At 37.3% G+C, this 20,690-nt stretch carries 36 protein-coding genes; all 36 read left to right on the top strand.

The window, feature by feature from the left end; translation table 11 throughout:
- Positions 1-292 precede the first annotated feature (292 nt).
- Positions 293-610: a 30S ribosomal protein S10 gene (rpsJ, locus tag BMY85_RS10640; RefSeq protein ID WP_092478260.1), complete on the top strand. Its 318-nt coding sequence runs from the start codon at positions 293-295 to the stop codon at positions 608-610.
- A gap of 168 nt (positions 611-778) precedes the next feature.
- Positions 779-1,411: a 50S ribosomal protein L3 gene (rplC, locus tag BMY85_RS10635; RefSeq protein WP_092478259.1), complete on the top strand. Its 633-nt coding sequence runs from the start codon at positions 779-781 to the stop codon at positions 1,409-1,411.
- Positions 1,412-1,436: 25 nt separating this feature from the next.
- A complete protein-coding gene (rplD, locus tag BMY85_RS10630) occupies positions 1,437-2,057 on the top strand; it encodes a 50S ribosomal protein L4 (protein WP_092478258.1) in 621 nt (206 codons plus the stop codon).
- Positions 2,057-2,356 carry a 50S ribosomal protein L23 gene (gene rplW / locus BMY85_RS10625; protein ID WP_092478257.1) on the top strand — a complete coding sequence of 100 codons (300 nt, stop codon included), beginning with the start codon at positions 2,057-2,059 and terminating at the stop codon, positions 2,354-2,356. Before rplD ends, rplW begins: the two co-directional genes overlap by 1 nt.
- A 116-nt stretch (positions 2,357-2,472) precedes the next feature.
- Positions 2,473-3,318, top strand: a complete 846-nt coding sequence (gene rplB, locus BMY85_RS10620; protein ID WP_092478256.1) for a 50S ribosomal protein L2 — start codon at positions 2,473-2,475, stop codon at positions 3,316-3,318.
- Positions 3,319-3,406: 88 nt separating this feature from the next.
- Positions 3,407-3,685, top strand: coding sequence for a 30S ribosomal protein S19 (gene rpsS / locus BMY85_RS10615; protein WP_092478255.1), 279 nt, complete (start codon positions 3,407-3,409; stop codon positions 3,683-3,685).
- A 67-nt stretch (positions 3,686-3,752) separates the two neighbouring features.
- Entirely contained in the window at positions 3,753-4,142 is a 390-nt protein-coding gene (gene rplV / locus BMY85_RS10610) for a 50S ribosomal protein L22 (protein WP_092478254.1), read from the top strand.
- A gap of 11 nt (positions 4,143-4,153) precedes the next feature.
- Complete coding sequence (gene rpsC, locus BMY85_RS10605; protein WP_092478253.1) at positions 4,154-4,813, top strand: 30S ribosomal protein S3; 660 nt, start codon at positions 4,154-4,156, stop codon at positions 4,811-4,813.
- Complete coding sequence (gene rplP, locus BMY85_RS10600; protein WP_092478252.1) at positions 4,813-5,250, top strand: 50S ribosomal protein L16; 438 nt, start codon at positions 4,813-4,815, stop codon at positions 5,248-5,250. Before rpsC ends, rplP begins: the two co-directional genes overlap by 1 nt.
- Positions 5,240-5,443 (top strand): 50S ribosomal protein L29, encoded by a 204-nt coding sequence (rpmC, locus tag BMY85_RS10595; RefSeq protein ID WP_092478251.1) that lies wholly within the window; start codon positions 5,240-5,242, stop codon positions 5,441-5,443. Before rplP ends, rpmC begins: the two co-directional genes overlap by 11 nt.
- 53 nt (positions 5,444-5,496) lie before the next feature.
- Positions 5,497-5,751, top strand: coding sequence for a 30S ribosomal protein S17 (rpsQ, locus tag BMY85_RS10590; RefSeq protein WP_456300581.1), 255 nt, complete (start codon positions 5,497-5,499; stop codon positions 5,749-5,751).
- Between the two features lie 21 nt (positions 5,752-5,772).
- On the top strand, positions 5,773-6,141 hold the full coding sequence (gene rplN, locus BMY85_RS10585; RefSeq protein ID WP_092478249.1) for a 50S ribosomal protein L14: 369 nt from the start codon (positions 5,773-5,775) through the stop codon (positions 6,139-6,141).
- Between the two features lie 13 nt (positions 6,142-6,154).
- Positions 6,155-6,460: a 50S ribosomal protein L24 gene (gene rplX / locus BMY85_RS10580; protein WP_092478248.1), complete on the top strand. Its 306-nt coding sequence runs from the start codon at positions 6,155-6,157 to the stop codon at positions 6,458-6,460.
- A 20-nt stretch (positions 6,461-6,480) separates the two neighbouring features.
- Complete coding sequence (gene rplE / locus BMY85_RS10575; RefSeq protein ID WP_092478247.1) at positions 6,481-7,020, top strand: 50S ribosomal protein L5; 540 nt, start codon at positions 6,481-6,483, stop codon at positions 7,018-7,020.
- Positions 7,021-7,035: 15 nt separating this feature from the next.
- Positions 7,036-7,221 carry a type Z 30S ribosomal protein S14 gene (locus BMY85_RS10570; RefSeq protein WP_022439391.1) on the top strand — a complete coding sequence of 62 codons (186 nt, stop codon included), beginning with the start codon at positions 7,036-7,038 and terminating at the stop codon, positions 7,219-7,221.
- A 27-nt stretch (positions 7,222-7,248) separates the two neighbouring features.
- On the top strand, positions 7,249-7,650 hold the full coding sequence (gene rpsH, locus BMY85_RS10565; protein ID WP_092478246.1) for a 30S ribosomal protein S8: 402 nt from the start codon (positions 7,249-7,251) through the stop codon (positions 7,648-7,650).
- A gap of 179 nt (positions 7,651-7,829) precedes the next feature.
- Positions 7,830-8,372: a 50S ribosomal protein L6 gene (gene rplF, locus BMY85_RS10560; protein ID WP_092478245.1), complete on the top strand. Its 543-nt coding sequence runs from the start codon at positions 7,830-7,832 to the stop codon at positions 8,370-8,372.
- Between the two features lie 19 nt (positions 8,373-8,391).
- On the top strand, positions 8,392-8,760 hold the full coding sequence (rplR, locus tag BMY85_RS10555) for a 50S ribosomal protein L18 (RefSeq protein ID WP_092478244.1): 369 nt from the start codon (positions 8,392-8,394) through the stop codon (positions 8,758-8,760).
- A 16-nt stretch (positions 8,761-8,776) separates the two neighbouring features.
- Positions 8,777-9,286: a 30S ribosomal protein S5 gene (rpsE, locus tag BMY85_RS10550; protein ID WP_092478243.1), complete on the top strand. Its 510-nt coding sequence runs from the start codon at positions 8,777-8,779 to the stop codon at positions 9,284-9,286.
- Positions 9,287-9,304: 18 nt separating this feature from the next.
- Positions 9,305-9,487 carry a 50S ribosomal protein L30 gene (rpmD, locus tag BMY85_RS10545; protein ID WP_092478242.1) on the top strand — a complete coding sequence of 61 codons (183 nt, stop codon included), beginning with the start codon at positions 9,305-9,307 and terminating at the stop codon, positions 9,485-9,487.
- 27 nt (positions 9,488-9,514) lie between these two features.
- Entirely contained in the window at positions 9,515-9,955 is a 441-nt protein-coding gene (gene rplO / locus BMY85_RS10540) for a 50S ribosomal protein L15 (RefSeq protein ID WP_092478241.1), read from the top strand.
- A gap of 3 nt (positions 9,956-9,958) precedes the next feature.
- Positions 9,959-11,308: a preprotein translocase subunit SecY gene (gene secY / locus BMY85_RS10535; protein WP_092478240.1), complete on the top strand. Its 1,350-nt coding sequence runs from the start codon at positions 9,959-9,961 to the stop codon at positions 11,306-11,308.
- Positions 11,309-11,415: 107 nt separating this feature from the next.
- Entirely contained in the window at positions 11,416-12,060 is a 645-nt protein-coding gene (locus tag BMY85_RS10530) for an adenylate kinase (protein ID WP_092478239.1), read from the top strand.
- Positions 12,061-12,062: 2 nt separating this feature from the next.
- Positions 12,063-12,818 (top strand): type I methionyl aminopeptidase, encoded by a 756-nt coding sequence (gene map, locus BMY85_RS10525; protein WP_092478238.1) that lies wholly within the window; start codon positions 12,063-12,065, stop codon positions 12,816-12,818.
- 4 nt (positions 12,819-12,822) lie between these two features.
- On the top strand, positions 12,823-13,098 hold the full coding sequence (locus BMY85_RS10520; RefSeq protein ID WP_092478237.1) for a KOW domain-containing RNA-binding protein: 276 nt from the start codon (positions 12,823-12,825) through the stop codon (positions 13,096-13,098).
- Between the two features lie 64 nt (positions 13,099-13,162).
- Entirely contained in the window at positions 13,163-13,381 is a 219-nt protein-coding gene (infA, locus tag BMY85_RS10515) for a translation initiation factor IF-1 (RefSeq protein ID WP_092478236.1), read from the top strand.
- 129 nt (positions 13,382-13,510) lie between these two features.
- The gene (gene rpmJ / locus BMY85_RS10510) at positions 13,511-13,624 is read left to right on the top strand and encodes a 50S ribosomal protein L36 (protein WP_073278632.1); all 114 of its coding nucleotides are present in this window, start codon (positions 13,511-13,513) and stop codon (positions 13,622-13,624) included.
- A gap of 362 nt (positions 13,625-13,986) precedes the next feature.
- Entirely contained in the window at positions 13,987-14,355 is a 369-nt protein-coding gene (rpsM, locus tag BMY85_RS10505; protein WP_092478235.1) for a 30S ribosomal protein S13, read from the top strand.
- A 79-nt stretch (positions 14,356-14,434) separates the two neighbouring features.
- On the top strand, positions 14,435-14,830 hold the full coding sequence (gene rpsK, locus BMY85_RS10500) for a 30S ribosomal protein S11 (RefSeq protein ID WP_092478234.1): 396 nt from the start codon (positions 14,435-14,437) through the stop codon (positions 14,828-14,830).
- Between the two features lie 128 nt (positions 14,831-14,958).
- A complete protein-coding gene (gene rpsD / locus BMY85_RS10495; RefSeq protein ID WP_092478233.1) occupies positions 14,959-15,552 on the top strand; it encodes a 30S ribosomal protein S4 in 594 nt (197 codons plus the stop codon).
- Positions 15,553-15,607: 55 nt separating this feature from the next.
- Complete coding sequence (locus BMY85_RS10490) at positions 15,608-16,564, top strand: DNA-directed RNA polymerase subunit alpha (protein WP_092478232.1); 957 nt, start codon at positions 15,608-15,610, stop codon at positions 16,562-16,564.
- A gap of 21 nt (positions 16,565-16,585) precedes the next feature.
- Positions 16,586-17,122, top strand: coding sequence for a bL17 family ribosomal protein (locus tag BMY85_RS10485; RefSeq protein ID WP_092478231.1), 537 nt, complete (start codon positions 16,586-16,588; stop codon positions 17,120-17,122).
- Between the two features lie 173 nt (positions 17,123-17,295).
- A complete protein-coding gene (locus BMY85_RS10480) occupies positions 17,296-18,156 on the top strand; it encodes an energy-coupling factor transporter ATPase (RefSeq protein WP_092478230.1) in 861 nt (286 codons plus the stop codon).
- A 1-nt stretch (position 18,157) separates the two neighbouring features.
- Positions 18,158-19,021 (top strand): energy-coupling factor transporter ATPase, encoded by an 864-nt coding sequence (locus tag BMY85_RS10475; RefSeq protein ID WP_092478229.1) that lies wholly within the window; start codon positions 18,158-18,160, stop codon positions 19,019-19,021.
- Positions 19,018-19,827: an energy-coupling factor transporter transmembrane component T family protein gene (locus BMY85_RS10470; protein WP_092478228.1), complete on the top strand. Its 810-nt coding sequence runs from the start codon at positions 19,018-19,020 to the stop codon at positions 19,825-19,827. Before BMY85_RS10475 ends, BMY85_RS10470 begins: the two co-directional genes overlap by 4 nt.
- Before the next feature lie 15 nt (positions 19,828-19,842).
- Entirely contained in the window at positions 19,843-20,598 is a 756-nt protein-coding gene (truA, locus tag BMY85_RS10465) for a tRNA pseudouridine(38-40) synthase TruA (RefSeq protein ID WP_092478227.1), read from the top strand.
- The last annotated feature ends 92 nt before the right edge of the window (positions 20,599-20,690 follow it).

The following is a 20,690-nucleotide window of genomic DNA, read 5'->3' as shown; positions in this document are numbered from 1 at the left end:
AGTATATAATAACAATTGCTGTGGCATTGATAGCTAAGAAGCGTGAGGTTGCCTTGCAGAGAGCAAGGGTTTTCCGTGGAGCGAATGCTGAGTTAGGAAACTGGCGACAAGTCACTGTACAAGAACATAATATTCTGTGTTTAAGTTTATTTAGACAGAAAATGGTTGTGTAGGCATTTTGAAAAATGAAATGTTATGATACACACGGATGAGTGTACAGTCACCGCTTGTCGTACTGAAAGATGTGAAAAGAGGAATTTCACAAAAGTGCGAAAAGGAGGCGACTTTTTTTATGGCAAGTCAAGTAATGAGAATTACATTGAAGGCATATGATCATCAGTTAATCGATCAGTCAGCTGGAAAAATTATTGAAACTGTAAAAAAGACAGGTTCTAAGGTGAGTGGACCTGTACCACTGCCAACAAAGAAAGAGGTAGTAACAATCTTAAGAGCAGTTCACAAATACAAAGATTCCAGAGAACAGTTCGAACAGAGAACACACAAGAGATTAATCGACATCATGAGTCCTTCACAAAAAACAGTGGAAGCATTAACAAGATTGGAAATGCCAGCTGGTGTATTCATCGACATTAAGATGAAAAACAAATAAGATTATTGAAATTGGGAAAATCCTTAGGGTTTATATATAGAGTCCAAGCAACGAGATACAAAAGTTTGTGTTGGATACCAAGCACTCGGTTGTAGACCGTCTAGGATGATTGCGGGAAGGATATCCGGAACGTAATCCGCTGTAGATTAAATAGGAGGTGCGCAAAGCATGAAGAAAGCGATTTTAGCAACTAAAATTGGTATGACTCAGATCTTCAATGAAGACGGAGTATTAACACCTGTAACTGTACTTCAGGCTGGTCCATGTGTAGTAACACAGATTAAAACAATGGACAATGATGGATACGAAGCTATCCAGGTAGGTTTCGGTGATATTAGAGAAAAATTAGTCAATAAACCAGTAACAGGTCAGTTTAAAAAAGCTGGTGTTGCTGTAAAAAGATTTTTAAGAGAATTTAGATTTGAAAACTCTACAGAGTATACAGTAGGTCAAGAAATCAAAGCTGACATTTTTGCAGCTGGCGATAAGGTTGATGCAACTGCAACATCTAAGGGTAAAGGATTCCAGGGTGCTATCAAGAGACACGGACAATCCAGAGGGCCTATGGGTCACGGTTCCAAGTTCCACAGACATGCAGGTTCCAACGGTGCTTGTTCTGATCCATCTAAAGTATTCAAAGGCAAAAAAATGCCTGGCCAGATGGGTCATGTAACGGTAACAACTCAGAATCTTGAGATTGTTAAGGTAGATGTTGAGAACAACGTAATCTTAGTTAAAGGTTGTGTGCCTGGACCTAAGAAATCTATGGTAGAAATCAGAGAATCAGTAAAAGCGAAATAAGCTTTGAGGAAGGAGGAACACAGAAATGGCAAACGTATCTGTTTTAAATATGGAAGGCAAAGAAGTTGGAACACTTGAATTAAACGATTCTATCTTTGCTGCACCAGTTAATGAACACTTAGTTCACATGGCAGTTGTGTTACAGTTAGCGAACAAACGTCAGGGAACTCAGAGTGCAAAAACCCGTTCAGAAGTAAGCGGCGGCGGTAGAAAACCTTGGAGACAAAAAGGTACTGGACATGCAAGACAAGGTTCTACAAGATCTCCACAATGGACAGGCGGTGGAGTTGTATTTGCTCCAAAGCCAAGAGATTATTCTTTTAAAATGAACAAGAAAGAAAAAGCTGCAGCTATTAAATCTGTTTTAACTGCTAAAGTAAACGATAACAAATTCATCGTTCTTGACGAGTTAAAAATGGATGATTTCAAAACAAAGAAAATGGTTGAAGTATTAAACAACCTTAAAGTAAATAAAGCATTAGTAGTTTTAGCTGAAAAAGATGAAAAAGTTCTTTATTCTGCTAAAAACATTCCTACAGTTGCTACAACATTATCAAACAGCCTTAGCGTTTACGAGATGTTAAAATATGATTCACTTGTAATCACAAAGGATGCTGTTGCTAAAATTGAGGAGGTGTACGCATAATGGCAGATTTAAAATATTATGATGTAATCCTTAAACCAGTTATTACGGAAAGATCTATGGAAGGTATGGGCGAAAAGAAATATACTTTCTATGTTCACACAGATGCAACAAAAGGTCAGATTAAAGAAGCTGTTGAGAAAATGTTTGCTGGTGCTAAAGTTGCCCGCGTAAACACAATGAACCTTGACGGTAAGAGCCGCAGACGTGGCAATACAGTTGGAAAAACTGCTAAAAGGAAAAAAGCAATTGTTCAGCTGACAGCTGACAGTGCTGATATTGAGATTTTCCAAGGCCTTTAATTAGCAGGCAATTGTAATTTGATAGAACAGATTATGGTTATTTATAACCGATAAGAATAAATACAGGAATGAGATACGCTAGACAGCGTTGATACTCATCGAAAGGAGTAACAGGCATGGGAATTAAAAAGTTTAACCCATATACACCTTCCAGAAGGCATATGACTAGCTCTGATTTCTCAGAGATTACCGCTTCCAAACCAGAGAAATCTTTAGTCGTTTCTATGAAGAAACACGCTGGTCGTAATAATCAAGGTAAAATCACGGTAAGACATCACGGTGGTGGTGCTCGTAAAAAATATAGAATTATTGATTTCAAGAGAACAAAAGATGGTATTCCAGCTACAGTTAAGACGATTGAATACGATCCAAACAGAACAGCCAATATTGCTTTAATCTGCTACGCTGACGGAGCTAAAGCTTATATTCTTGCACCTGCTGGATTAAAAGTTGGCCAGACAGTAATGAACGGTGAAAATGCTGAAATTAAGGTTGGTAACTGCCTTCCATTACAGTTTATTCCAGTTGGTACTCAGGTACACAACATTGAGTTAATGCCTGGAAAAGGTGGACAGATGGTGCGTTCTGCTGGTAACAGTGCTCAGTTAATGGCGAAAGAAGGCAAATATGCTACATTAAGATTGCCATCTGGCGAAATGAGAATGGTACCAATTATGTGCAGAGCAACAATTGGACAGGTTGGAAATGCTGACCACGAGTTAATTAACATTGGTAAAGCTGGACGTAAGCGTCACATGGGTATCAGGCCTACAGTGCGTGGTTCTGTAATGAACCCTAATGACCATCCACATGGTGGTGGTGAAGGCAAGACTGGTATCGGTCGTTCAGGCCCATGTACTCCTTGGGGTAAACCAGCTCTTGGCTTAAAGACTAGAAAGAAAAACAAATCTTCTAACAAGCTGATTGTAAGAAGAAGAGACGGTAAAGCGTTAGCTAAATAATAGGACGCACAGTTTTAAAAAATTCGTGGTTTTGCCAGTGGCGACACAATAAGGCAGAAACGATTGTAATATAAGGAGGTCAAAACCTATGGCACGTTCATTAAAAAAGGGACCATTCGCTGATGAGCATTTATTAAAAAAAGTAGATGCTATGAACGAAGCAGGCGAGAAAAGTGTAATTAAAACCTGGTCACGTCGTTCTACAATCTTCCCTTCCTTTGTGGGACATACAATTGCAGTTCATGATGGCAGGAAACATGTACCTGTATATGTAACTGAAGATATGGTAGGACACAAATTAGGTGAGTTCGTAGCAACTAGAACTTACAGAGGTCACGGTAAGGACGAGAAAAAAGGCAGAAGATAGTTTGCGTAACATCTTCATTTCGATATAAATTGATAGAGAACGTATAGTTTGAAAGGAGGTTACATCCATGGCAAAAGGACATAGATCCCAGATAAAGAGAGAAAGAAATGAAAACCAAAGAGATAATAGACCATCCGCAAAATTATCTTACGCTAGAGTTTCTGCTCGTAAAGCAGGTTTTGTTTTAGACGCAATCAGAGGCAAGGATGTACAAACAGCACTTGGTATTTTAGCATATAATCCAAGATATGCATCAACATTGATAGAGAAGTTATTAAAATCTGCAATTGCTAATGCAGAAAACAATAACGGAATGAATCCAGAGAACCTTTATGTTGCAGCTTGTTATGCGAACAAGGGACCAACAATGAAAAGAATCAGACCAAGAGCACAGGGCAGGGCTTACAGAATCGAAAAGAGAATGAGCCACATCACTATCGTGCTTGATGAAAGATAAGGAGGGCAATAATGGGACAAAAAGTTAATCCTCACGGCTTAAGAGTCGGTGTTATTAAAGATTGGGACTCTAAATGGTATGCGGAAGCTGATTTTGCTGACAACTTAGTCGAAGATTATAATATCAGAAAATTCTTAAAGAAGAAATTATATAATGCAGGTATTGCAAGAATCGAATTAGAAAGAGCTATAGAAAGATTAAAAATTACAATTCATACAGCTAAACCAGGTGTTGTAATTGGCAAAGGCGGTTCTGAAATCGAAAAATTAAAAGTTGAGTTAGCGAAATACACAAGTTTTAAGGTATTAGTTGATATCAAAGAAGTAAAGAAACCAGATAGCAATGCACAGCTTGTTGCAGAAAATATCGCTCAACAGCTTGAAAACCGTATTTCTTTCAGAAGAGCTATGAAATCTTGTATGTCCAGAGCAATGAAGAGTGGTGCGAAAGGTATCAAGACAGCAGTTGCTGGACGTTTAGGCGGTGCTGATATGGCTCGTACAGAGTTCTATAGTGAAGGCACTATTCCACTACAGACATTACGTGCAGATATTGATTACGGTTTTGCTGAAGCAGATACAACATATGGTAAACTTGGCGTTAAGGTCTGGATTTACCATGGTGAAGTTCTTCCAACAAAAGCAGTTAAAAAGGAAGGGAGCGATAAATAATGTTAATGCCTAAAAGAGTAAAACGCCGTAAACAGTTCCGTGGTTCCATGAAAGGAAAAGCAACTAGAGGAAATAAGATTTCCTACGGCGAATTTGGTATTGTTGCCTTAGAATCTGGCTGGGTTAAATCCAATCAAATTGAGGCTGCCCGTATTGCTATGACTCGTTATATCAAACGTGGTGGTAAGGTCTGGATTAAAATCTTCCCTGATAAGCCAGTAACAAATAAACCAGCAGAAACTCGTATGGGTTCCGGAAAAGGTTCCTTAGAATACTGGGTAGCTGTAGTGAAACCAGGACGTGTAATGTTTGAAATCTCTGGTGTAGCTGAAGAAGTTGCAAGAGAAGCGTTACGTCTTGCTACACACAAGTTGCCAGTGAAGTGTAAAGTAGTTTCTCGCGCAGACTTAGAAGGAGGTGCGGGCAGTGAAGAGTAAGAATTTTGTACAAGAATTAAACCAGAAATCAGTAGTTGAATTAAATGAAGAATTAGTAGCTGCTAAAAAGGAACTTTTTAATTTAAGATTCCAGAACGCAACAAATCAATTAGATAATACCAGCAGAATTAAAGAAGTTAGAAAAAATATTGCTAGAATCCAAACCGTTATTTCTGCAAAAGCTAAGGCATAATCAGAACGTTTAAAATAGATGGTTTATCAAGTTGAATGGAAAGGAGAATTGTTGTGGAAAGAAACCTTAGAAAGACTCGTACAGGTAAAGTCGTAAGCGATAAAATGAATAAAACAATCGTTGTTGCAGTAGTAGATAACGTAAAACATCCGCTTTACAACAAAATCGTGAAAAGAACTTACAAATTAAAAGCTCATGATGAAAATAACGAATGTAAAATCGGCGATAGAGTAAAAGTTATGGAAACAAGACCATTGTCAAAGGATAAGAGATGGAGACTTGTTGAAATTATTGAAAGAGCAAAATAATGCTGAAAGGAGTATATTCGCATGATCCAACAAGAATCAAGACTAAGAGTTGCTGATAATACAGGTGCTAAAGAATTACTTTGCATCAGAGTATTAGGCGGCTCTACTAGAAGATATGCTGCAATCGGTGATGTAATCGTTGCTACAGTCAAAGATGCAACACCAGGCGGAGTTGTAAAAAAAGGCGATGTAGTGAAAGCAGTTGTAGTCCGTACTGTAAATAGCACACGTCGTAAGGACGGTTCCTATATTAGATTTGATGAAAATGCAGCTGTAATTATTAAAGATGACAAGAATCCAAGAGGTACCCGTATCTTTGGACCTGTTGCAAGGGAATTAAGAGAAAAACAGTTTATGAAAATCGTATCATTAGCACCAGAAGTATTATAAGGAGGTGTCGAGAGTGGCAACTATGAAGATCAAAAAAGGCGACATGGTTAAAGTTATCGCTGGTAAAGATAAAGGCAAAGAAGGAAAAGTTCTTTCTGTGAAAGATGGTAAAGTTGTAGTTGAAGGTATTAACCAAGTAACGAAGCATGCGAAACCTAGTCAAGCGAATCCTCAAGGTGGTATCATAAAGAAAGAAGCAGCTATTGACATTTCTAACGTTATGTACTCTCTTAAAGGAAAAGCTACAAGAATCGGTTTTAAAATTGATGGTGATAAAAAAGTACGTGTAGCCAAAGCTACTGGCGAAGTTATTGATTAATTCAGGAAGGAGGTAACGTTGTGGCTAGATTAAAAGAAACTTATAAAAGTGAAATTGTAGAAAATATGATGAAAAAGTTTGGATACAAGAACGTAATGCAAGTACCTAAACTTGATAAAATCGTAATCAACATGGGTGTTGGCGAAGCAAAAGACAACTCCAAAATACTAGAATCAGCTGTTAAAGATCTTGAAATTATTTCTGGTCAGAAAGCAGTTTTAACAAGAGCAAAAAAATCTGTAGCGAACTTTAAAATCAGAGAAGGTATGGCAATTGGATGCAAAGTAACTTTAAGAGGCGAAAGAATGTATGAGTTCGCAGATCGTCTTATCAATTTATCATTACCTCGTGTACGTGACTTTAGAGGTGTAAATCCTAATGCATTTGATGGCAGAGGCAACTACTCTTTAGGAATTAAGGAACAATTAATTTTCCCAGAAATCGAATATGATAAAGTTGATAAAGTTCGTGGTATGGATATTTGTTTCGTAACTACTGCTAAAACTGATGAAGAAGCTCGTGAATTATTAACACAGTTCGGTATGCCATTTAAGAAATAATAAGGAGGATGTATCATGGCTAAAACTTCTATGAAAGTAAAACAACAACGCCCAGCAAAATTCTCAACAAGAGAATACAGCCGTTGTAGAATCTGTGGACGTCCACATGCTTATTTAAGAAAATACGGAATCTGCCGTATCTGTTTCCGTGAATTAGCATACAAGGGCCAAATCCCAGGTGTGAAAAAAGCAAGCTGGTAGGATAAAAAGGAAGGAGGCAAACAAAAAATGACAATGAGCGATCCAATCGCAGATATGCTTACAAGAATTCGTAATGCAAATACTGCTAAACATGATACCGTAGATGTTCCTGCTTCAAAGATGAAGATAGCAATTGCGGACATTTTATATAAAGAAGGATATATCAAAAAATATGAAATTGAAGAAATCGGTGGCTTCAAATCCATTCATATTACATTAAAATATGGTGCAGACAAGAACGTTAAAGTTATTTCTGGACTTAAGAGAATTTCAAAACCAGGTCTTCGTGTATATGCGAACGCAGAAGAACTTCCTAGAGTATTAGGTGGTCTTGGTGTAGCAATTATTTCTACAAACAAAGGCGTTATCACGGACAAAGAGGCAAGAAAGCAAAATGTTGGCGGAGAAGTATTAGCTTTCATTTGGTAAGAAATGCTAGCAGTTTTAATCAGCCGGCTAGCTGATAGAACGGGCTGGCAGGTAAGCCTGCTTTCTTTAGGAGAATCTGGTTTGTATTCTTACAAATTATATTGCGTTCTTATGTGAAAGCATTTAAAATGAAGTAGTAAACAATTGATTTTAGATTAGAAAATTACGGAGGTGCGGGCATGTCACGTATAGGAAGAATGCCTATCGCGGTACCAGCAGGCGTAACTGTTGATATTGCAGAAAATAATAAAGTGACTGTAAAAGGTCCTAAGGGAACTCTTGAAAGAGTATTACCTGCTGAAATGGAAATTAAAATGGAAGGTGATACAATCACAGTTTCCAGACCAAATGATTTAAAGAAAATGAAATCATTACACGGCTTAACAAGAACACTTATCAATAACATGGTTATTGGTGTTACAACAGGCTATGAAAAAGTTCTTGAAATCAACGGTGTTGGTTATAGAGCTGCGAAAAAAGGTAAAGTTCTTGACTTATCTCTTGGTTATTCCCATCCAGTTCATATGGAAGATCCAGAAGGTCTTGAAGTTATTGTTGAAGGACAAAACAAGATCATTGTTAAAGGTATAGATAAAGAAAAAGTTGGCCAGTACGCTGCTGAAATCAGAGAAAAGAGAGCTCCAGAACCTTATAAAGGTAAAGGTATCAAATACGCTGATGAAGTTATTAGACGTAAGGTTGGTAAGACTGGTAAGAAATAATTAAAGGAGTGAAATCAGGATGGTTAGTAAAGAATCAAGAAGTAAAGTTCGTGTAAATAAGCATAGAAGAATTCGTAACCGCTTTGCCGGAACTGCTGAGAGACCACGTTTAGCTGTGTTCAGAAGCAACAATCACATGTATGCCCAGATCATTGATGATACTGCTGGCAATACATTAGTTGCTGCTTCAACATTAGATAAAGAAGTGAAATCTGAGCTTGACAAGACAAACGACGTTGCAGCTGCAGCTTTGGTTGGAACTGTAATCGGTAAAAAAGCAGTAGAAAAAGGTATCACAGAAGTTGTCTTCGATAGAGGCGGATTTATTTATCAAGGAAAAATCAAAGCATTAGCAGATGCAGCTAGAGAAGCTGGTCTACAATTCTAGGCAAGGAGGAGAATAAATGAAACGTACAATCATTGACACTACCCAGTTCGAAAATGAATTAGAAGATAAAGTAGTTTCAATCAAACGTGTTACTAAGGTAGTAAAAGGTGGACGTAACTTCAGATTTACTGCATTAGTTGTTGTTGGTGACAAAAATGGACACGTTGGAGCTGGTTTAGGAAAAGCATCAGAAATTCCTGAAGCGATTCGTAAAGGAAAAGAAGATGCAATCAAGAGAATGATTTCCTTACCAATTGACGAAAACGGAAGTATTCCTCATGATTTCATAGGAAAGTTCGGAAGTGCTAACGTATTATTAAAGAGAGCACCAGAAGGTACTGGTATCATCGCTGGTGGTCCTGCCCGTAACGTATTAGAGTTAGCTGGACTTAAGAATATCCGTACAAAATCATTAGGTTCAAATAATAAACAAAACGTTGTACTTGCTACAATCGAAGGTTTAAGTCAATTAAAAACTCCAGAAGAAGTAGCTAAACTTCGCGGAATTTCCGTTGATCAGCTATAGGAATAGGAGGATATTATAATGGCAAATAAGTTAAAAGTAACTTTAGTAAAATCCACAATTGGTGCTATCCCAAAACACAGAGCTACTGTAACAGCTCTTGGTCTTAAAAAGACAAACTCTACAGTTGAATTACCAGACAATGAAGCTGTTAGAGGAATGCTTTGGCATGTAAAGCACTTAGTTAAAGTGGAAGAAATATAATAAATACTTTATAAGGAGGTGCGCAAGATGAATTTATCAGAATTAAGACCAGCTGAAGGTGCGAAACAAAACGATAACTTTAGAAGAGGTCGTGGGCATGGTTCAGGAAACGGTAAAACTGCTGGTAAAGGCCATAAAGGACAGAAAGCTCGTTCTGGAGCTCCAAGACCAGGTTTTGAAGGTGGTCAGATGCCTTTATACAGAAGACTTCCAAAGAGAGGCTTCACTTGCAGAAACAGTAAAGAAATCGTTGCTATCAACGTAGATGTATTAAATAGATTTGAAGATGGTGCAGAAGTTACTATCGCTAGCTTAATTGAAAGTGGCATTATTAAGAATCCGAAAGATGGAGTAAAGATTCTTGGAAATGGAGAATTAACTAAGAAGCTTGATGTTAAAGTGAATGCGTTTAGTGCATCCGCTGCCCAAAAAATTCAGGCTCTTGGTGGAAAAGCTGAGGTGATCTAGGGGATGTTTAAGACGGTCCGAAACGCTCTGAAAGTAAAAGATATTAGAAATAGGATTCTATATACTTTGGTAGCACTAATTATAGTTAGAATTGGATGTCAGCTTCCTGCTCCTGGGGTTAACAGAGGTTTTGTTGCTCAATTTTTTGAGCAGCAGTTCGGCAGTAATGGAACTGCAATGAACTTTTTTGATGCAATGACTGGTGGTTCTTTTACCACCATGTCAATCTTTGCATTGAATATTACACCATACATTACATCATCCATTATTATGCAGTTGCTTACTATAGCAATCCCTAAGTTGGAAGAAATGCAAAAAGACGGTGAAGATGGACGTAAGAAAATTGCTGAATACACAAGGTACTTAACAGTAGCGTTGGCAATCATTGAAGCATTGTCAATGGCAATTGGTTTTGGTAATCAAGGTTACTTAGAAGGTGATTTGAATTTCACTAATGTTGTTATCGTAGTTACATCTATGACAGCAGGTGCTTCATTCTTAATGTGGTTAGGTGAACAGATAACGGAAAAGGGTGTCGGCAATGGTATTTCAATTATTTTATTAATCAATATTGTTTCCAAAATACCATCAGATTTAAAGAGTCTGTTTGATAAGTATGTTATTGGAAAGACTATCGCTAAAGGCGGCTTAGCTGCAATTGTAATCTTTGCTATATTAGTAGCAATGGTTGTATTTATTGTTATTTTATCAGCTGGTGAAAGAAGAATTCCAGTCCAGTATGCCAAGAAAGTGCAAGGAAGAAAAATGGTTGGCGGCCAGACAACCAATATTCCTTTGAAAGTAAATACTGCTGGTGTTATTCCCGTAATCTTCGCAGGATCATTACTTTCTTTCCCAATTGTAATTGCTCAGTTTTTACAGGTTCAGCCAGCGTCTGGTCCAGGAACTTCTATCTGGCAGAAACTCTTGAAGGTCTGTAATCAGAATGCATGGTTCAATGTAACCAATATTCATGAGTTTAAGTACACATTAGGGTTAGTTGGATATATCGTATTGGTTATTTTCTTCGCTTATTTTTACACTTCAATTACATTCAATCCAATTGAAGTTGCGAATAATATGAAGAAAGCTGGTGGATTCATCCCAGGTATCCGTCCAGGAAAACCTACTACAGATTATTTAAATAAAGTACTTAAGTACATTATTTTCATTGGTGCAGTTGGCCTAACGATTGTATGTGTAATACCAATCATTATTTCAGGTGTATTCAATGCCAATATTTCTTTCGGTGGTACATCACTTATCATTATTGTAGGTGTAGTAATCGAAACACTAAAGAAAATCGAATCACAAATGCTTGTACGTCACTACAAAGGCTTTTTAAATGACTAATGAGCAGATAAAATCATTTTGGCTGTGGTGATACTATAGCTAAAATGATTTTTCTATTTATAAGGAAATGAGTGAAAATCAATAGTATAACTGTGGAGGTAATATTCATGAAAATAATTATGTTAGGAGCTCCTGGAGCAGGAAAAGGAACTCAGGCAAAAAGGATTGCTGAGAAATACAGCATCCCTCACATTTCTACCGGTGATATTTTTAGGGCAAACATCAAAAATGGGACTGAATTAGGCAAGAAAGCTAAGACTTTTATGGATCAAGGATTATTAGTACCAGATGAATTAGTGGTTGATTTAGTAGTAGACAGAGTTGGTCAGGATGATGCGAAAAATGGTTATGTTTTAGATGGTTTTCCAAGAACAATTCCTCAGGCAGAAGCTCTTGATAATGCACTGGCTGCTATTAATGAAAAAGTAGATTATGCAATTAATGTTGATGTTCCAGACGAGAACATTATTAACAGAATGTCAGGCCGTCGTGCCTGTGTAAGCTGTGGCGGAACTTACCATATTGTATATGCACCAACAAAAACAGAAGGTGTATGTGATGCGTGTGGCGGTGAGCTTGTTTTAAGAGATGACGATAAGCCAGAAACAGTGAAAAAACGTTTGGGTGTATATCATGAGCAGACACAGCCATTGATTGATTACTATAATAAGAAGAAGATTTTAGTAGATATTGATGGAACACAGGATATGTCTCAAGTTTTTGATGCAATTGTGAAAGTTCTAGGTGAATAAGAATGTCTATTAGCATTAAATCGGAAAGAGAAATCGGCTTGATGCGGGAAGCTGGAAAGATTCTCGCTCAAGTACATGATGAGTTAGAACAATTTGTCAGACCGGGTATTTCTACAAAGGATATTGATAAAAAAGGTGAAGAAATAATTCGCAGTTTTGGATGTATTCCTTCCTTTCTGAACTATAACGGATATCCAGCATCTATCTGTGTATCAATAAATGATGAAGTGGTACATGGCATTCCTGCTAAAAAGAGAATTTTACAGGAGGGTGATATTGTAAGTTTAGATGCTGGAGTAATATATAATGGATATCATTCTGATGCAGCAAGAACTCATGCCGTAGGTGAAATTAGCAGCGAAGCAAAGCAATTACTTGATGTCACAAAAAATAGTTTTTTTGAAGGTATAAAGTATGCCAAAGAAGGTAATCATCTATATGATATATCAAAAGCAATTCAAAACTATGCGGAGTCTTTTGGATACGGTGTTGTTCGGAAATTAGTAGGCCATGGGATTGGAAAAAATCTTCATGAAGAACCTCAAGTACCCAATTTTAAAATGCCGGGCAGAGGCACAAAGCTTTTAGCAGGCATGACATTGGCGATAGAGCCAATGATTAATATAGGTACTCATGATGTTAAATTTTTAAGTGATAAATGGACAGCTGTAACTGCAGATGGTTCTTTATCAGCCCATTATGAGAATACAATAGTGATTACTAAGGGGGAACCCGAAATCCTATCTTTGACGAGGTAAAAAGATGCTGGAAATAGAACGTGGAATGGTTGTTAAGTCTTTAGCAGGCCATGACAAAACACAATTATATGTCATAATTTCGGTGGAAGGCGAATATGTATATCTAGCTGATGGAAAGTGCAGGACCATGGATCATTTAAAAAAGAAAAAGAAAAAACATATTCAGCTAACCAGCTATGTAGATGAAGATATTCGACTTGGAGGGCGTATTGAAAATAGTTCAATTCGTAAATTGTTAAAGAGCGTTGCTGCAAAGCAAGAGTTGGAAATCCAATCTTAAATAAGAACAGCATTGGGCTGTTATGTATAGAGTGTAACATTATATATCAGGAGGTAATGAAAGTATGTCAAAAGCAGACGTAGTTGAAATCGAAGGAACCGTAATTGAAAAACTGCCTAACGCAATGTTTCAGGTAGAATTAGAAAATGGCCATAAAGTATTGGCTCATATCAGCGGTAAATTAAGAATGAACTTTATTCGTATTTTACCAGGCGATAAAGTAACTTTAGAATTATCCCCATATGATTTAACAAAAGGAAGAATTATTTGGCGTGATAAATAGATCGATAGGCGAAAACAGATTTTATTCCAGAATGGGAAAAATTTTGGTTATTCAGTAAACTTCTACTTGCATTACACTTTGAGTTGTGATAAAATAGCAAGTGGACTTTTGCGAAAGGAGAGAATTACGATGAAAGTAAGGTCATCTGTAAAACCAATTTGTGAAAAATGCAAAATCATTAAAAGAAAAGGAAGCGTTAGAGTAATCTGCGAAAATCCTAGACACAAACAAAGACAAGGCTAAGAAGATTCTTACGCCTTAAGGAACTTCTTACAGGTTTCGGCGTTGTTTATGCATTGGATGTTTCGCTGAATACGTTCAATATATAGATAAGTCTTGCTTTTTGTGTTACAAGCCCTTTGTGGCACGCATGTTTTGCATGTGAATGAGAGTAATGCTGGCATTGCTCCCTGTGATACTGTGGGCAGCCTGATTAACTGCTTGAAATATTGCTCCGTCATTGTGATATTTCGTAGGGGGGTACTTCTGTGCGTTCCTATCATGGTTTAAAGCGGCTGATGTGGTGGCACGCTCGGATATGTTGTCATCGCATAATCAAAACAATCAATAGAAAAACTATTCAAATTTTATGGAGGTTAACGTACATGGCTCGTATTAGTGGTGTAGATTTACCAAGAGAAAAACGTGTTGAGATTGGTTTAACTTATGTATACGGTATCGGCAGAGTAAGTTCCAATCGTATTTTAGCAGAAGCAAATGTTAATCCAGATACACGTTGTAAGGATTTAACTGACGAAGAAGTAGCTAGAATTCGTGACGTAATTGATGCTTCTCAGACTGTAGAAGGTGATTTAAGAAGGGAAATTGCCCTTAACATCAAGAGACTTCAGGAAATCGGATGCTACAGAGGAATCCGTCATAGAAAAGGTCTTCCAGTTCGTGGACAGAAGACTAAAACAAACGCTAGAACAAGAAAAGGTCCTAAGCGTACAGTGGCAAATAAGAAGAAATAATTAAAACAGTAAAAACGTGATTATAATCAAACGTGATTAGATAAAAAATTAATTTGAAATCCAGTAGGAGGGTTTGTCAATGGCTAAAAAAGTAGCAAAAAAAGTGACAAAAAAGCGTGTCAGAAAAAACGTTGATCGTGGACAAGCACATATTCAGTCATCTTTTAATAATACAATCGTTACGCTGACAGATTCAGAAGGTAATGCTATTTCCTGGGCAAGTGCAGGTGGATTAGGATTCAGAGGTTCTAGAAAATCAACTCCATTCGCAGCTCAGATGGCAGCTGAAACTGCAGCAAAAGCAGCTTTACCACACGGTTTAAAATCTGTAGAAGTTATGGTAAAAGGTCCTGGTTCAGGCAGGGAAGCAGCAATTCGTGCTCTTCAGGCTTGTGGAATCGAAGTTACAAGCATTCGTGACGTAACACCAGTTCCTCACAACGGATGTAGACCACCAAAACGTCGTCGTGTATAATTTTTAGACAATGTTTTGCACGCATTCATGCGGTAAGGCAATAATTGTTGAAATGAGTCAAATTGTAGTAGGGGCTATGGCTACCGAACAATATGGAAATATAGTGAAAAACTTAGGAGGTAAATTCAATGGCAATTGATAGAAGCCCGGTTCTTAAAAGATGCAGAATGCTTGGTTTAGATCCTATTTACATGGGTCTTTCCAAGAAATCTAATAGAAACGCTAGAGCAGGAAAGAAACAAAGTGAATATGGTCTTCAGTTAAAAGAAAAACAAAAGGCAAAATTCATCTATGGCGTATTAGAAAAACCATTTAGAAATATGTATGCAAAAGCTGAGAAAATGAAATTAAGCACAACAGGTGAAAACTTAATGATTCTTCTTGAGCTTAGATTAGATAACGTAATCTACAGAATGGGTTACGCAAGAACTAGAAGAGAAGCTAGACAGATCGTTGACCATAAACATGTTTTAGTTAATGGCAAAAGAGTTAACATTCCATCTTACTCTGTAAAAGCTGGTGATGTTATCGAAATCGCTGAAAAATACAAATCAGCCCAAAGATATAAAGATATCTTGGAAGTTACAGGTTCTAGAGTAGTTCCTGCCTGGCTAGATGCTGATCAGGAAAACCTGTCTGGTACTGTTAAAGAACTTCCAACAAGAGATCAAATTGATGTTCCAGTTAATGAAGTGCTTATTGTCGAGTTATATAGTAAATAATCCTATATAACAAAGTGATTGTAATAGCATAGAAACCCAAAAGGAGGGTCCATTCGTGTTTGATTTTGAAAAACCAAAAATTGAGATTGCAGAAATTTCTGAAGATAAAAAATACGGACGATTTGTAGTAGAACCTCTTGAAAGAGGTTATGGTACAACTTTGGGAAATTCTTTAAGAAGAATTATGCTTTCATCCTTGCCAGGTGTTGCGGTTAGTCAGGTTAAGATTGACGGCGTAGTTCATGAATTCAGTTCTATCAATGGTGTAAAAGAGGATGTAACTGAAATTATCATGAATATTAAAAGCTTGGCTATCAAAAATACAAGTGAGACCAACGAGCCTAAAACAGCTTATATTGAGTTTGAAGGAGACGGTGTTGTGACTGCTGGTGATATTCAGGTAGATCCAGACATCGAGATTCTGAATCCAGATTTAGTTATTGCAACACTTAGCGGTAGCGATAGTAAATTGTATATGGAATTAACAATTACAAAAGGTCGTGGTTATGTAAGTTCTGATAAGAACAAAAACCCGGATCTTCCAATTGGTGTAATTCCAGTGGATTCTATCTACACTCCTGTTGAGCGTGTTAATTTAACTGTTGAAAATACTCGTGTAGGTCAGATTACTGATTATGATAAGCTTACATTAGACGTATTTACGAATGGAACTTTAGAACCAGACGAAGCAGTCAGCTTAGCAGCAAAAGTACTTTCTGAACATTTGAATTCTTTCATCGACCTGTCTGAAAATGCCAGAACAGCAGAAATCATGGTTGAAAAAGAAGATAATGAAAAAGAAAAAGTACTTGAGATGAATATAGATGAACTTGAGTTATCAGTACGTTCTTACAACTGCTTGAAACGAGCAGGCATCAACACAGTTGAAGAGTTGACAAACAGAACTGCTGAGGACATGATGAAAGTTAGAAACCTTGGTAGAAAATCGCTAGAAGAAGTTTTAGCAAAATTAAAAGAATTAGGTTTATCACTTAACTTAGGTGACGAATAATAAATAAAAGGAGGCACTCACATGGCAGGCTATAGAAAACTTGGCAGAACATCTAGCCAGAGAAAAGCTTTGCTTAGAAATCAGGTAACTAATTTGTTATACAACGGAAAAATTGTTACTACTGAAGCAAAGGCGAAAGAAATTCGCAGAATGGCAGAGAGCTTAATTGCATTAGCTGTAAGAGAAAAAGATAATTTTGAAACTGTAACTGTTACTGCGAAAGTTGCTCGTAAAGATAAAGATGGCAAGAGAGTAAAAGAAGTTGTAGATGGTAAGAAAGTTACTGTTTATGATGAAGTACAGAAAGAAATCAAAAAGGATAACGCTTCTCGTTTACATGCAAGAAGACAGATGATGAAAACTCTTTATACTGTAAAAGAAGTTCCTGCTGAAAACGCTGGTAAGAAAAGAAACACAAAAGTAGTTGATATGACACAAAAGCTTTTTGATGAAATTGCTCCTAAATATGCAGACCGTAACGGTGGTTATACAAGAATCGTAAAGATAGGACCTCGTAAAGGTGATGCTGCTATGGAAGTTCTTATCGAATTAGTATAGTAGATAATTCTTGAAAGACAGGTAAGTCAATTCTTGCCTGTCTTTTTAATATATAAAATTGTGCAGGTTATTAACGATATCGTATAATCAAAACCACAGTTATCCAGCTTATAGAGGATAACATAAGAAAGATTGTGGATAGCTGCAGTCTGGAATAAAGGATTGGTGGATAAATGGAGATTATCAAAACAGAACATGTTGTATTCAACTATATTCGAAAAGATGAGAATGGGGAAATAGAAGCGGTAAAGCGTGCAGTTGATGACGTAAGTATATCCATACAGAGAGGAAAGTTTACGGCAATATTAGGGCATAATGGTTCAGGAAAGTCCACGTTGGCAAAGCAGTTAAATGGCATTTTAATGCCATCAGAAGGAGCTATTTGGGTGGAAAACATGGATACCAGAGAAGAAGAATATCTATGGGATATTAGGCAGACAGCAGGGCTTGTTTTTCAGAATCCGGATAACCAGCTAATCTCCAATGTAGTAGAAGAAGATGTAGGGTTTGGACCAGAAAACCTTGGTATTCCGACAGATGAGATTTGGGAGCGCGTTGTGCATAGCTTAAAGGCAGTAGGAATGTACAGTATGCGTAAAGAATCGCCTAATAGATTATCAGGCGGACAAAAGCAAAGAGTTGCCATAGCTGGTATTCTTGCAATGAAGCCGTCTTGCATCATTTTAGATGAACCAACTGCAATGCTCGATCCCAATGGGCGTAAAGAAGTGCTAGACGCACTCTATGAGTTAAACCAAAAGGAAAAAGTAACGGTTATTTTAATAACCCATTACATGGAAGAAGTAATTCATGCTGATAATGTAATTGTAATGGATCAAGGAAAGGTTGTTATGGAGGGAACTCCAAATCAAGTATTCCGCAATGTGGAGCAGCTTAGAGCAATACGTTTAAATGTTCCACAAGTAACAGAACTAGCATATGAATTAAGAAGAAATGGGTTTCCTATTAAGGAAGGCATTCTGACGAAAGAAGAACTGATAGCAGAGATACTTAAAGTAAGGGGGAAGAGGTAAGATGGGAATACAGCTACAAAACGTAAATTACATCTATTCTCCTGGAACTGCTTTTGAAAAGCATGCTCTAAAGAATATTAGCCTAGATATAAAAGACGGGGAATTTCTTGGACTAATCGGTCACACAGGTTCTGGAAAGTCAACCCTTACCCAATTATTAAATGGATTAGTAAAGGCTACTAGTGGAAGGATCTTATTTCACGGGGAAAACATTTATCAAGAAAAATATAATATGCGTAAGCTTCGTGGAAAAGTCGGGCTGGTATTTCAGTATCCAGAGCATCAGCTGTTTGAAGCAGCCGTAATCAAAGATGTGGAGTTTGGTCCTAAGAATTTAGGATTTAGCAAGGAAGAGGCCAGAATGAGAGCGGAACAGGCATTAAAGGATGTAGGCTTACAGGAAGAGTTCTTTGAATTGTCTCCATTTGAATTATCAGGGGGGCAAAAGCGCCGAGTTGCTATTGCTGGTGTTCTTGCAATGGAACCAGAGGTCTTGATTTTAGATGAACCAACAGCCGCATTAGATCCATTAGGAAAAGAAGAGATTCTTGAATTGGTAAAGTATTTACAGAAAGATAAAAAAATAACAGTAATTCTTGTATCTCACAGTATGGAAGAGGTTGCGAAATATGTAGATAAGCTCATTGTTTTAAATAGAGGAGAAATCGTTTTTCATGATACTCCAAAAGAGGTATTTAAACAGTATAAAAAGCTGGAGAAAATCAATCTGGCTGCACCTCAGATTACGTATATTATGAATGATTTGAAGGATAATGGCATTCCTGTTTCGACAGATGCGATTACAGTAAATGAGGCAAAAAATGCACTGCTAGATTGGGCAAAAGGTGAGGGACTGATACCATGATAAGAGATATAACAATAGGACAGTATTACCCAGAAGATTCTTTCATACACCGCTTAGATCCGCGTGTGAAATTATTAGGGACAGTTTTGTTTATTATTTCCCTGTTTACTTTTTCAAGTTTTTCAGGATATATTGTAGCAGCATTATTTTTAGGAACGGTTATAAAGATTTCAAAAGTTCCTTTAGGATACATTATAAAGGGACTTAAAAGCCTGCTGATGATTATGCTCTTTGCCGTTGTGTTTAATGTATTCTTTTCAACTGGAGAGCGTGTGCTTTATGAATATGGAGTGATTCATATTACAGCAGAAGGACTGCGAAATGCGGCATTTTTGTCTATTAGGCTTGTATTTCTCATTATTGGTTCGTCCCTTATGACATTTACTACAACGCCAACGCAGCTAACGGATGGAATTGAAAAAGTATTAGGACCTCTTAATAAGATAAAAGTTCCTGTTCATGAAATTGCTATGATGATGTCAATTGCTCTTCGTTTTATCCCGATTTTAATGGAAGAGCTGGATAAAATCATGAAGGCACAGACTGCACGTGGAGCTGATTTTGAAAATGGAAAATTAATAGAACGTGTTAAAGCTATGGTTCCTATACTGATTCCTCTATTTATTTCGGCATTCCGACGTGCCAATGATCTTGCTATGGCTATGGAAGCAAGATGCTATAGGGGTGGAACTGGAAGAACCAAAATGAAGCCATTAACTTATAAAAAGCTGGATTTTTACGGTTACTGCTGTTTAGCAGTCTATTTTATGCTGACAATACTAGCAGGCAGAGCTTTTTATATTTAACAGCGGAGGTAGGATATGAAACGAGTAATGCTTGTTGTGGCCTATGACGGAACTGGCTATTGTGGGTGGCAGGTTCAGCCTAATGCGGTAACAGTGGAAGGCGTACTAAACCAGAAGCTGTCAGAACTGTTACATGAGGATATAAAAGTGACAGGGGCCAGCAGAACCGATTCAGGTGTTCATGCACTTGGAAATGTAGCAGTATTTGATACAGAATCACGAATTCCAGGGGAAAAGTTCAGTTATGCTTTAAATCAGAGACTGCCAGACGATATTCGGATTCAGAAATCTATGGAAGTGGAACCAGACTTTCATCCACGTCACTGCAAATGCTGGAAAGAATACGAATACCACATTTTTAATGCAGAGTTTGCCAATCCTATTGAAAGGCTTTATTCGTATTTTGTTTATAAAAAATTAAATATAGAAGCAATGAAGCAGGCTGCCGCCCATTTAATTGGGGAACATGACTTTAAGAGTTTCTGTTCTACGGCAGCACAGACGGAAACAACCGTACGCACCATATATGGAATTGATGTAGAAAGCCAAGGCAATAGTATTGTTATTAAAGTCAGGGGAAATGGATTCTTGTACAACATGGTCCGTATTATCGCTGGAACCTTGGTACAGGTAGGATTAGGATTTTATGAACCAGATCGTGTCAAGGAAATGTTAGAAGCAAAAGACCGGACAGCGGCAGGGCCTACGGCACCAGCCTGTGGCTTGCGGTTAAATGAAATTTTTTATAATGTGGATAAAAATTGTGGATAAAGTATTGACAGAGAAAATATGTTGCCGTATAATATTTAACTGTGACATGTTGTCCGAATTTATAATATTTGGTGAAAAAATACTGATCCAAT

Origin of the sequence: [Clostridium] polysaccharolyticum (genome assembly GCF_900111595.1) — a bacterium.
Lineage (GTDB): Bacteria > Bacillota > Clostridia > Lachnospirales > Lachnospiraceae > Clostridium_AI > Clostridium_AI polysaccharolyticum.
This window is presented reverse-complemented; position numbering and strand designations above follow the sequence as displayed.

Coding starts and splice junctions, on each gene's coding strand:
- rpsE (WP_092478243.1), top strand. CDS start 8,777: ATGAAACGTACAATCATTGACACTACCCAGTTCGAAAATGAATTAGAA.
- rplV (WP_092478254.1), top strand. CDS start 3,753: ATGGCAAAAGGACATAGATCCCAGATAAAGAGAGAAAGAAATGAAAAC.
- infA (WP_092478236.1), top strand. CDS start 13,163: ATGTCAAAAGCAGACGTAGTTGAAATCGAAGGAACCGTAATTGAAAAA.
- rplR (WP_092478244.1), top strand. CDS start 8,392: ATGGTTAGTAAAGAATCAAGAAGTAAAGTTCGTGTAAATAAGCATAGA.
- rpmD (WP_092478242.1), top strand. CDS start 9,305: ATGGCAAATAAGTTAAAAGTAACTTTAGTAAAATCCACAATTGGTGCT.
- BMY85_RS10530 (WP_092478239.1), top strand. CDS start 11,416: ATGAAAATAATTATGTTAGGAGCTCCTGGAGCAGGAAAAGGAACTCAG.
- BMY85_RS10485 (WP_092478231.1), top strand. CDS start 16,586: ATGGCAGGCTATAGAAAACTTGGCAGAACATCTAGCCAGAGAAAAGCT.
- secY (WP_092478240.1), top strand. CDS start 9,959: ATGTTTAAGACGGTCCGAAACGCTCTGAAAGTAAAAGATATTAGAAAT.
- truA (WP_092478227.1), top strand. CDS start 19,843: ATGAAACGAGTAATGCTTGTTGTGGCCTATGACGGAACTGGCTATTGT.
- BMY85_RS10470 (WP_092478228.1), top strand. CDS start 19,018: ATGATAAGAGATATAACAATAGGACAGTATTACCCAGAAGATTCTTTC.
- BMY85_RS10570 (WP_022439391.1), top strand. CDS start 7,036: ATGGCTAAAACTTCTATGAAAGTAAAACAACAACGCCCAGCAAAATTC.
- rplF (WP_092478245.1), top strand. CDS start 7,830: ATGTCACGTATAGGAAGAATGCCTATCGCGGTACCAGCAGGCGTAACT.
- rplP (WP_092478252.1), top strand. CDS start 4,813: ATGTTAATGCCTAAAAGAGTAAAACGCCGTAAACAGTTCCGTGGTTCC.
- rpsC (WP_092478253.1), top strand. CDS start 4,154: ATGGGACAAAAAGTTAATCCTCACGGCTTAAGAGTCGGTGTTATTAAA.
- rpsS (WP_092478255.1), top strand. CDS start 3,407: ATGGCACGTTCATTAAAAAAGGGACCATTCGCTGATGAGCATTTATTA.
- rpsM (WP_092478235.1), top strand. CDS start 13,987: ATGGCTCGTATTAGTGGTGTAGATTTACCAAGAGAAAAACGTGTTGAG.
- rplW (WP_092478257.1), top strand. CDS start 2,057: ATGGCAGATTTAAAATATTATGATGTAATCCTTAAACCAGTTATTACG.
- BMY85_RS10475 (WP_092478229.1), top strand. CDS start 18,158: ATGGGAATACAGCTACAAAACGTAAATTACATCTATTCTCCTGGAACT.
- rplN (WP_092478249.1), top strand. CDS start 5,773: ATGATCCAACAAGAATCAAGACTAAGAGTTGCTGATAATACAGGTGCT.
- rplB (WP_092478256.1), top strand. CDS start 2,473: ATGGGAATTAAAAAGTTTAACCCATATACACCTTCCAGAAGGCATATG.
- rplC (WP_092478259.1), top strand. CDS start 779: ATGAAGAAAGCGATTTTAGCAACTAAAATTGGTATGACTCAGATCTTC.
- rpsJ (WP_092478260.1), top strand. CDS start 293: ATGGCAAGTCAAGTAATGAGAATTACATTGAAGGCATATGATCATCAG.
- map (WP_092478238.1), top strand. CDS start 12,063: ATGTCTATTAGCATTAAATCGGAAAGAGAAATCGGCTTGATGCGGGAA.
- rpsK (WP_092478234.1), top strand. CDS start 14,435: ATGGCTAAAAAAGTAGCAAAAAAAGTGACAAAAAAGCGTGTCAGAAAA.
- rpsH (WP_092478246.1), top strand. CDS start 7,249: ATGACAATGAGCGATCCAATCGCAGATATGCTTACAAGAATTCGTAAT.
- BMY85_RS10520 (WP_092478237.1), top strand. CDS start 12,823: ATGCTGGAAATAGAACGTGGAATGGTTGTTAAGTCTTTAGCAGGCCAT.
- rplD (WP_092478258.1), top strand. CDS start 1,437: ATGGCAAACGTATCTGTTTTAAATATGGAAGGCAAAGAAGTTGGAACA.
- BMY85_RS10480 (WP_092478230.1), top strand. CDS start 17,296: ATGGAGATTATCAAAACAGAACATGTTGTATTCAACTATATTCGAAAA.
- rplO (WP_092478241.1), top strand. CDS start 9,515: ATGAATTTATCAGAATTAAGACCAGCTGAAGGTGCGAAACAAAACGAT.
- rpsD (WP_092478233.1), top strand. CDS start 14,959: ATGGCAATTGATAGAAGCCCGGTTCTTAAAAGATGCAGAATGCTTGGT.
- rpmJ (WP_073278632.1), top strand. CDS start 13,511: ATGAAAGTAAGGTCATCTGTAAAACCAATTTGTGAAAAATGCAAAATC.